This window comes from Pseudomonas sp. DWP3-1-2 (assembly GCF_049896285.1).
GTDB lineage: Bacteria > Pseudomonadota > Gammaproteobacteria > Pseudomonadales > Pseudomonadaceae > Aquipseudomonas.
In genome coordinates this window covers 645,948-655,655 of sequence record NZ_JAFCTZ010000003.1, presented here as the reverse complement: position 1 = coordinate 655,655, position 9,708 = coordinate 645,948, and the positions used below count along the sequence as shown (strand labels likewise).

8 protein-coding genes and 4 tRNA genes are annotated in these 9,708 nt (G+C 55.0%); 4 read left to right on the top strand and 8 right to left on the bottom strand.

Annotation, left to right across the window (positions count from 1 at the left end; genetic code table 11):
- Positions 1 to 766: 766 nt before the first annotated feature.
- Positions 767 to 843 (bottom strand) — tRNA-Arg (locus tag ACP7B0_RS11965).
- 299 nt (positions 844 to 1,142) lie between these two features.
- On the opposite strand from ACP7B0_RS11965, the gene ACP7B0_RS11960 reads away from it, so the two are divergent.
- The 3 genes from ACP7B0_RS11960 to ACP7B0_RS11950 all read left to right on the top strand — a co-directional run bounded on the left by ACP7B0_RS11960 (position 1,143) and on the right by ACP7B0_RS11950 (position 2,404).
- Positions 1,143 to 1,388, top strand: coding sequence for a hypothetical protein (locus tag ACP7B0_RS11960; RefSeq protein WP_426141535.1), 246 nt, complete (start codon positions 1,143 to 1,145; stop codon positions 1,386 to 1,388).
- Between the two features lie 36 nt (positions 1,389 to 1,424).
- Positions 1,425 to 1,610 (top strand): PA3371 family protein, encoded by a 186-nt coding sequence (locus ACP7B0_RS11955; RefSeq protein ID WP_426141533.1) that lies wholly within the window; start codon positions 1,425 to 1,427, stop codon positions 1,608 to 1,610.
- A gap of 464 nt (positions 1,611 to 2,074) precedes the next feature.
- Positions 2,075 to 2,404, top strand: a complete 330-nt coding sequence (locus ACP7B0_RS11950) for an Arc family DNA-binding protein (protein ID WP_426141532.1) — start codon at positions 2,075 to 2,077, stop codon at positions 2,402 to 2,404.
- A 129-nt stretch (positions 2,405 to 2,533) separates the two neighbouring features.
- Here ACP7B0_RS11950 and mgtE read toward each other — a convergent pair whose 3' ends face one another.
- Entirely contained in the window at positions 2,534 to 3,976 is a 1,443-nt protein-coding gene (gene mgtE, locus ACP7B0_RS11945) for a magnesium transporter (protein WP_426141531.1), read from the bottom strand.
- A 321-nt stretch (positions 3,977 to 4,297) separates the two neighbouring features.
- On the opposite strand from mgtE, the gene bamE reads away from it, so the two are divergent.
- Positions 4,298 to 4,804 (top strand): outer membrane protein assembly factor BamE domain-containing protein, encoded by a 507-nt coding sequence (bamE, locus tag ACP7B0_RS11940; protein ID WP_426141530.1) that lies wholly within the window; start codon positions 4,298 to 4,300, stop codon positions 4,802 to 4,804.
- Between the two features lie 41 nt (positions 4,805 to 4,845).
- Here the strand turns inward: bamE and ACP7B0_RS11935 are convergent.
- The 6 genes from ACP7B0_RS11935 to alaS form a co-directional block, all read right to left on the bottom strand.
- Positions 4,846 to 4,922: transfer RNA gene (locus tag ACP7B0_RS11935), tRNA-Arg, on the bottom strand.
- Positions 4,923 to 4,994: 72 nt separating this feature from the next.
- A tRNA-Arg gene (locus ACP7B0_RS11930) sits at positions 4,995 to 5,071 on the bottom strand.
- 106 nt (positions 5,072 to 5,177) lie between these two features.
- Positions 5,178 to 5,268, bottom strand: a tRNA-Ser gene (locus ACP7B0_RS11925).
- 62 nt (positions 5,269 to 5,330) lie between these two features.
- Positions 5,331 to 5,519, bottom strand: coding sequence for a carbon storage regulator CsrA (gene csrA / locus ACP7B0_RS11920; protein ID WP_020290522.1), 189 nt, complete (start codon positions 5,517 to 5,519; stop codon positions 5,331 to 5,333).
- Between the two features lie 170 nt (positions 5,520 to 5,689).
- Positions 5,690 to 6,922 (bottom strand): aspartate kinase, encoded by a 1,233-nt coding sequence (locus ACP7B0_RS11915; protein ID WP_426141529.1) that lies wholly within the window; start codon positions 6,920 to 6,922, stop codon positions 5,690 to 5,692.
- Between the two features lie 92 nt (positions 6,923 to 7,014).
- Complete coding sequence (gene alaS / locus ACP7B0_RS11910) at positions 7,015 to 9,639, bottom strand: alanine--tRNA ligase (RefSeq protein ID WP_426141527.1); 2,625 nt, start codon at positions 9,637 to 9,639, stop codon at positions 7,015 to 7,017.
- Positions 9,640 to 9,708: the final 69 nt, after the last annotated feature.

The window sequence follows — 9,708 nt, the reverse complement described above, 5'->3', positions numbered from 1 at the left end:
CGGTTGGTCAAGAGCTTTCGTCTCAACCGAGGCGCGCATTCTACGCTAACCTCTGTATCTGTCAAGCGGTTATTTTCTGAAGCTTTCAAAGTTTCCTTTGCAACCTCAACCACTTGCGCTTCGTTCAACTTGACGTTGCTCGTTAGCGGGAGGCGAATTCTACAGCGTTACAACCTGCTGTCAACTGCCTTTTTTCACCGCTTTCGATCAACCCATCGAAGCCTCTTCCTCGCCAACCAAACTGGCTAACCAATTGATTAACAAGAGGTTTTCCGTTTCGTCTGCCCCGGAAGAGGTGCGAATTATAGAGAGATTCGGGAGGGCGTCAACTGCTAATTCAGCATATCTGCGAAAAACACAACCACAACCTAAAGGAAAGCCCTTCTATATATAGAAGCCAACACCAAACGATCCCTAACAGACCCGCCGGGCGAGATGAGCGCACCGCTTATACAGCTACCAACGATAGCTGCCTACCCACCGATTGAGGCTACCGACCGATTGGGACTACCGACTAGAAAGCTACGAAATCACATAACACCTCGACGACGTTGCCGTTGCCGGCGCAATCATCCTGGCGGCAAGTGCAAGAGGAGGATAGAGAGCGATGCTATATAGCGAAGGCGCACCCATCCACTCCAAGCTCAGTCGTGGACGCGGAAAATAAGGGAGCAACAAAAGAAGAAATAATGTATCGCCGCCATTTTCAGTGATGGAGGGTCAACATCCCCGCGAGGGAGGTGCAGGTCTGGACGTTATCTTTATATGGTGTCCCAGGGCCGGTTCGAACGGCCAACCTTCCCCTTAGGAGGGGGATGCTCTATCCAATTGAGCTACTGAGACATGGCCGCAGATCTACGTACGACGGCAGAAGAACGGCGAGCATATTAACGGCACCGCCTGATTTTGTCATGTTGTGATTACCAGCAGATGCTGTAGTCCGACTCCACCGACTGCTTGTCCGCCCTAAACATCATGCAAATTGCACTGATGCAATTCGCCATCATTGCAAAACGCAACCTAAGCCATCCTAAAATACTCATTAAATGGTTGAAATTAAAGGATTTTATGTCATATCTGGATTGGCACGCAGGATGCAAGACCCAAGCACCGAATAGGTCACCGAACGTCGTTGGAGGTACATGAATATGAACGTCACCCTATCAGTGTTGAACATTGCAGCCCTGGTCGCATTGGTGACATTCCATTTTCATGATGATCGTACGCAAGCAGATTCCGCCGCGATACAGCCTCAACCTCACCACCTCATCAGCCAGGCGCCGCAATTGGCGATAATGAATCATCAGCGCCAGCAGTCGGCAATCCTGGCAAATGAGAGCGACCTGCAAAGCGTGGGGAGCCATGGCGCGCCACGCTGGATTTTTTAAACTGTGTTTACCCGCATCACTGAAATGAGAAATGCCATGTCCAAGTTAGCCGTGCTGTTCGTCATCCTCGCCGTCACGCTTATGGGGGCTGAGCTGCTGCTTCCGAGAGAAGCGGAGATTCTGAGCTTCGCCACAAAAATCGGGGCCGGAGTTTTCTTCTTTTCATTCCTGATCGCCCTGATGGCGGGTCGGCGCTTTAAATTTGATCCGGTGCTGCGCTAGACACGACCCTCACGCTCCGTATGTCGCCTTGCCCACTACCCCGCTCCATAGTCGCCGAGCGCCAGACTCTACGAGCGGCTACCCCTGCATTTAAATTCGCGCTATGGCTCCCTGCTTTGTGTCGTCCGTCGGCCCACAGTAGTATTTGCCGGTTTTGCTTCTAAGCTGAAGACAGATAGCCATCATGGCAATTGGCAGGTACGGATGGGTACTGCCAGGCAGATGGGCGGACGAATGAGGCTTTTGCATAGTCGCTCGCAATTCTGACAATTGGTGCTGGCAAATCGCCTCTACGTAGGTCAATATTTGTCACAGAATTGACGCCAAGGATCCGGCGTATTGAGGCATGATAGCGGCCTCCTAGATAATTCGGATTGAACATATTGCCAAACTGACTGTCAGATAATGACATCTTGCGGCGACTTGCTAGAACCGCTCCCCCCTTGAACTAACCGGTTAAATATATGAGCCCTATGAAACAGGCTACTTATTCCAGCCGTACGGCTGACAAGTTCGTTGTACGCCTACCAGACGGCATGCGAAATCGCGTGCAAGAGGTAGCCAAAAACCATCATCGCAGCATGAACTCCGAGATCATTGCCCGACTCGAACAAAGCTTGATTCAGGAAGGTGCACTGGGCGATGAGCCGAGTCTGCGCCTTGATAGCCCTGAGCTGTCCCTGCATGAGCGCGAATTGTTGCAACGCTTTCGGCAACTCTCCCACCGCCAACAGAACGCATTGGTTTCCTTGATCGCCCATGACACTGAATTAGCGACAGACAACGAAGCCTGATAGGAAATCAAGAAAATATAAGCTGGCCCAGCACCAGTGTAGTTGTTGTAGTCTTATTCTTTATTGCCTGTAAGACGTATTTCAAACAAAAAACCGCCTCTTAAGAGGCGGTTTTTTTATGCAGATTAATCAGAGTAAAAAGATGGTCGCCAATCCCAGGAATATAAAGAAGCCGCCACTGTCGGTCACCGCCGTGATCATGACACTGGCCCCCATTGCCGGGTCACGCCCCAAACGAGACAGCGTCATAGGGATCGTAACCCCCATCAAGGCGGCCAGGAGAAGGTTGAGGGTCATCGCAGCCGTCATGACCACGCCCAACGACCAACTTCCATAGAGCATGTAAGCGACAACACCGATTACCCCGCCCCACACCAGACCGTTGATCAACCCTACAACCAATTCCTTGCGCAGCAGACGCGAAGTATTACCGGTGCTGACCTGATCCAGCGCCATCGCGCGCACGATCATGGTGATGGTCTGATTACCCGAGTTACCACCGATACCCGCGACGATCGGCATCAGGGCTGCCAACGCAACCAGCTTCTCGATTGACCCCTCAAACAAACCGATGACCCGGGACGCAACGAAAGCGGTAATCAAATTCACTGCCAACCAGGCCCAGCGGTTACGCAACGATTTCCAGACCGAAGCGAAGATATCCTCCTCTTCACGCAGACCCGCCATATTCAGGACTTCGGTTTCGCTTTCCTCACGAATGAGGTCAACCATCTCGTCAATGGTCAAACGGCCGATCAGCTTGCCGTTCTTGTCCACCACTGGAGAGGAAATCAAGTCATAACGCTCAAAGGCTTGAGCAGCCTCATAAGCATCGCCGTCCGGATGGAAACTCACCGGATCGTTTGCCATGACCTCTGACACCTGTTTTTCAGGGTCATTGACGAGCAATCGCTTAATAGGCAAAACGCCCTTGAGCACACCGTCGTAGTCGACCACGAACAGTTTGTCGGTATGCCCAGGCAGCTCTTTGAGGCGACGAAGATAACGCAATACGACTTCGAGACTGACATCCTCGCGGATGGTCACCATCTCGAAGTCCATCAGAGCGCCGACTTGCTCTTCATCATAAGACAAGGCCGAACGCACGCGCTCACGCTGCTGGCTATCCAGGGCCTCCATGAGTTCATGGACGACATCGCGAGGCAGTTCGGGGGCGAGGTCCGCCAGTTCGTCGGCGTCCATCTCCTTGGCCGCAGCCAACAACTCATGATCGTCCATGTCGGCGATCAGCGTTTCCCGGACGGAGTCGGATACCTCGAGAAGGATGTCGCCGTCGCGCTCAGCCTTGACCAATTGCCAAACCGTCAGACGATCCTCAAGTGGCAACGCTTCAAGTATGTAGGCGACGTCGGCGGAGTGAAGGTCGTCGAGCTTGCGCTGCAACTCAACGAGGTTCTGCCGATGGACGAGATTTTCTACGCGATCTTGATTCTGCCCTTCCTGGCGATGGGTCAGATCTTCCACAAGACGCTGGCGTTGCAGGAGCTCGATGACTTGAGCCAGACGATCCTGCAAACTTTCCTTCGTTTTCTTTACTTCGATTTTGGTCATAGGCGAACTCCACTCCCAGCAGCGGAGCACGCCGGGAGATCAATCAGTTAATGCATGATTGTTGAAAAAAACTGTTGAGTAGCTACTGGGTAAGTCCATGGAGGGATTCCACAAGCCCCGACGGGGCTGACGGGCGCAATGATACACCGCTCGACCGTATTGCACGCTACAAAATTCTGGCCAGAACAAACGCTTGCAACACAAACTTAAACAACGCGCGAGCCGGCATTACTTCGACGTCACATTCAGCCAAGAAAACACGCTCGCAGAAGAATCTGCCTTTGGTTAGCCTCCAGAGCAAGCACGTCATGGAGGACGCATATGCCCTTTCACATTCGCCAGATCCTGTGCAGCACCCTTGTCTGCCTGCCGCTGTCCCTGCACGCCACAGTTGTGCAGCGCTGCGAAGACTCTGCTGGCAACATCACGTTTACTTCTCTTGGCTGTCCAGGCGAGCATGACACGCAACTGCGAAACGCCTACAACGCTCCACCCGGGAGCAATACACATGAGGCCCTACTCCCACCGCATGCACAGGCACTGCCCCGCCGACAAGCTGGCGCAGACCGCAAAGCGAAGGAGATAACTGTTGTAGGGCAGCGCGACGATGGGTGCGGGAATCGTCTAAGCGACGAGCAGCGCCGACGCGCGATCATCAATCGGCAAACCCCACCCGGGATGACCCAGCGAGAAGTGGAAAGCGTACTGGGCAGACCTGACAAGGTTGTGAACCGCAACGGAGAAATGCGCTACGTGTATAACGAAAAGAAGGGGCGAAGCAGCCAGGTCAGTTTTGATGAGAAGGGCTGCGTAAAAGGTAAACGCTAGACGGCAAAAAGCCCGCATCGAGATGCGGGCTTTTTGGTGTTTGGTGCACTCGACAGGATTCGAACCTGTGACCGCTCGGTTCGTAGCCGAGTACTCTATCCAGCTGAGCTACGAGTGCATTTGGCGTTTGATAAACCAGACCACCGCTGGTTGAAGCAAGTCACTTGCATTACTGCAAACAACCTTTAAATGGTGCACTCGACAGGATTCGAACCTGTGACCGCTCGGTTCGTAGCCGAGTACTCTATCCAGCTGAGCTACGAGTGCATTTGTTGCCGCGCATTATAGGCCGTCGAATCTTTTGGTCAAGCACTTTATCTAATAAAATCAAACACTTACCGATAAAGCCAGAAACAACGTACTACGCAAATAATGGCGGAGAACGGGGGATTCGAACCCCCGACACCCTTTTGAGGTGTACTCCCTTAGCAGGGGAGCGCCTTCGGCCACTCGGCCAGCTCTCCGCAACACGGGGCGTATAATAACCACCCTTTTCCCCGTTTGCAAACCAAAAATTCAATAAAAATTAATGGCTTGGTTCCTGGTCCTTCTCTTTCTTGATGCGCAGGTAAATCTCTTCACGGTGAACGGCGACTTCCTTGGGCGCGTTAACGCCAATCCGCACCTGATTACCTTTGACGCCAAGCACGGTCACGGTGATTTCGCCATCACCAATAATCAGGCTCTCTGCGCATCGACGAGTCAGAATCAGCATACCTTTCTCCTCACGCATTACATTCAGGGACAACAATCGGTAAACCCGGCAGGCAACGCCAGCGACTAAAACGGACGCAGCCTGAGTATTGATCGACACAAAGAAAAGAACAGGCTTTGCGCCATCAATAAAACAAAAGGCGCGGTCACGCCGCGCCTTTTGATCACGCGTCACTCACCCTGTCGGGGCGCATCCAGCTCGAAGGCTGTATGGAGTGCCCGAACAGCCAACTCCAGGTACTTCTCTTCTATAACGACCGAAACCTTGATTTCCGAAGTCGAGATCATCTGAATATTGATGCTCTCTTTCGCCAGGGCTTCGAACATGCGACTGGCTACGCCCGCGTGCGAGCGCATACCGACGCCGACAATGGAGACCTTGGCGATCTTGGTATCACCGGAAACCTCACGCGCGCCGATTTCGCTGGCTGTCGTCTCAAGGACTTGCAAGGCCGCCTGGTAATCATTGCGGTGCACTGTGAAGGTGAAATCGGTGGTGTTATCGTGCGCAACGTTCTGCACGATCATGTCGACTTCGATGTTCGCGCCACTGATAGGCCCGAGGATCTTGAAGGCCACGCCCGGCGTGTCTGGCACACCACGGATGGTCAGCTTGGCTTCATCGCGGTTGAAAGCGATGCCGGAAATGATCGGCTGTTCCATGGATTCCTCTTCATCAATGGTAATGAGGGTGCCCGGCCCCTCCTTGAAGCTGTGCAGTACGCGCAGCGGAACGTTGTACTTGCCGGCAAACTCAACGGCACGGATCTGCAGCACCTTTGAACCGAGGCTGGCCATTTCCAGCATCTCTTCAAAGGTGATCTTGTCCAGGCGTTGAGCTTGCGACACCACTCGCGGGTCAGTGGTATAGACGCCATCGACGTCGGTATAGATCTGGCATTCATCGGCCTTCAGCGCAGCTGCCAACGCCACGCCCGTGGTATCGGAACCGCCACGACCCAAGGTCGTGATATTGCCGTTCTCATCGACACCCTGGAAACCGGCGACAACAACCACACGACCAGCCTTCAGGTCAGCGCGAATTTTCTGATCATCAATCTGTAGGATTCGCGCCTTGTTGTGCGCGCTGTCCGTCAGGATGCGAACCTGATTGCCGGTATAGGAAACGGCTGGCACACCGCGTTTGATCAAGGCCATGGCCAGCAGCGCGATTGTGACCTGCTCGCCGGTGGACACGATCACATCCAGTTCACGAGGAACCGGTTGATCACTGATTTGCCTGGCCAGATCGATCAGACGATTGGTCTCGCCACTCATGGCCGACAACACCACAACCAGGTCATCGCCGGCTTCGCGGAATTTTTTAACTTTGTCAGCGACCTGTTCGATGCGCTCAACCGAGCCTACCGAGGTGCCTCCAAATTTCTGTACGATCAAAGCCATCTCAAAGCCGCCTCAGCCCATTAAGGGCGCCCATTAAACGTTAAACCCAAGCGCCAAGGCCTGCTGCCGAGCAACAGGCCTGGAAGGTCGACTTAAATACCCTGTTCGACAAAAGGAACCGTCAGCGCCAACGCTGCATCCAGCGCCCCAGCGTCCACGCCGCCACCTTGGGCCATATCAGGACGACCGCCACCTTTACCACCTACGGCGGCAGCCGCTTGCTTCATCAAATCACCGGCTTTGAGTTGGCCAGTCAGGTCCTTGGTCACGCCTGCAACCAGTACAACCTTGTCTTCATGGACACTGCCGAGCAGGATCACCGCTCGGCCGAGCTTGTTCTTCAATTGATCGACAAGGGCCAGCAGCGCCTTGCCATCCTGACCGTCCAGGCGCACGGCCAGCACTTTTACACCCTTGACGTCCAGTGCGGCAGAAGACAGATCGTCACCCGCAGCGCTGGCCGCCTTGGCCTGCAATTGTTCCAGTTGCTTTTCCAGCAGACGATTGCGCTCGAGCACCGCCGAAAGCTTGTCCAGCAGGTTGTCGCGATTACCTTTGATCAGGGTCGCGGCTTCCTTGAGTTGATCTTCGGCCCCATTGAGATAGGCCAGGGCCGCAGCGCCGGTCACGGCCTCGATGCGACGCACGCCGGCGGCCACGCCACCTTCGCTGATGATCTTGAACACCGCGATGTCGCCGGTACGGTTCGCGTGAATGCCGCCACACAGCTCGACAGAAAAATCGCCACCCATGGTCAGAACACGGACACTGTCACCGTACTTCTCGCCGAACAGCGCCATGGCGCCCTTCTTTTTGGCGGTTTCGATATCGGTTTCTTCTGTCTCGACCGCCGTATTCTTGCGTACTTGCTCGTTGACGATGTCTTCCAGGGCTTTCAATTGCTCTGGCTTGATCGCCTCGAAGTGGCTGAAGTCGAATCGCAGACGCTGGCTGTCAACCAAAGACCCCTTCTGGGTCACATGCTCACCCAACACCTGACGCAATGCGGCGTGCAGCAAGTGGGTCGCCGAGTGGTTCAACGCCGTGGCATGACGAACCTCGGCCTCCACTTCGGCATTCACCGAAACGCCGACCTGGAGGCTGCCCGCCACTACGACACCGTGATGCAGGAATGCGCCACCCGTCTTGGTGGTGTCACGGACATCAAAGCGCGCTTCGCCAGCCTGAATGAAACCGCAGTCGCCAATCTGACCGCCGGACTCGGCGTAGAAAGGCGTGGTATCGAGGATCACAACACCCTCTTCGCCTTCGCTCAACTGCTGCACGGCCTGACCGTCTTTATAGAGCGCGACAACGCTGGCTTCACTGCGGGTCGCTTTGTAACCGATGAAGTTCGTCGCGACGTCAACCTTGACCAGGCTGTTGTAGTCCATGCCGAAGGAGCTGGCCGAACGAGCGCGCACGCGCTGGGCATCCATCTCGCGTTCGAAACCTTCCTCGTCGAGGGTCAGGTTACGTTCGCGAGCGATGTCGCCCGTCAAATCCATCGGGAAGCCGTAGGTGTCGTAGAGTTTGAACACGACGTCGCCGGGCACCACGGTACCTTTGAGCTCAGCCAGGTCCTGCTCGAGGATCTTCAAACCCTGCTCAAGCGTCTTGGCGAACTGCTCTTCTTCAGCCTTGAGCACGCGCTCGATATGCGCCTGCTGCTGAGTCAATTCCGGGAAGGCAGTGCCCATCTCGGTGACCAGCGCCGCGACGATCTGATAGAAAAAGCTACCCTTCGCACCCAACTTGTTACCGTGACGGCAAGCGCGACGAATGATGCGGCGCAGCACATAGCCACGGCCTTCGTTCGACGGCAGTACGCCATCAGCGATCAGGAAACCGCAGGAACGAATGTGGTCCGCCACGACTTTCAGTGAAGCCTGATTGTCATTGGTGCAACCGATGGCCTTGGCGGCCGCCGCCAGCAGGCTCTGGAACAAGTCGATTTCGTAGTTGGAGTTCACGTGCTGCAGCACGGCGCTGATCCGCTCCAGGCCCATGCCGGTGTCAACCGACGGTGCTGGCAACGGATGCAGTACGCCATCGGCGGTGCGGTTGAACTGCATGAAAACGTTGTTCCAGATTTCGATATAGCGGTCGCCGTCTTCTTCCGGCGAGCCCGGTGGGCCGCCCCAGATGTCAGCGCCGTGGTCGAAGAAAATCTCGGTGCAAGGACCGCACGGCCCGGTATCGCCCATGGTCCAGAAGTTGTCGGAGGCGTATGGCGCGCCTTTGTTATCGCCGATACGAACCATGCGCTCGGCCGGTACGCCGATTTCCTTGGTCCAGATATCGTAGGCTTCGTCATCGGAGGCGTAGACCGTGACCCAGAGTTTTTCCTTGGGCAGGTTCAGCCATTTGTCCGAGGTCAGGAACGTCCAGGCGTAGGTGATGGCGTCACGCTTGAAATAGTCGCCAAAACTGAAATTGCCCAGCATTTCGAAAAAGGTGTGGTGACGAGCGGTATAACCGACGTTTTCCAGGTCATTGTGCTTGCCGCCGGCGCGTACGCATTTCTGGCTGCTCACCGCACGGGTGTAGGCACGTTTTTCCTGGCCCAGGAAGCAATCCTTGAACTGGTTCATGCCCGCGTTGGTGAACAGCAGGGTTGGGTCGTTGCCCGGGATCAGGGAGCTGGAGGCGACACGCGTGTGGCCCTGCTCTTCGAAAAAGCCCAGGAAGGCTTCACGGATTTCTGCGCTTTTCATAGGTTCTTCCACGGAGACTGCGGCCAGAGGCAATTGCAAAACGTCATGTGACGTAGCGACGGCAAAGGG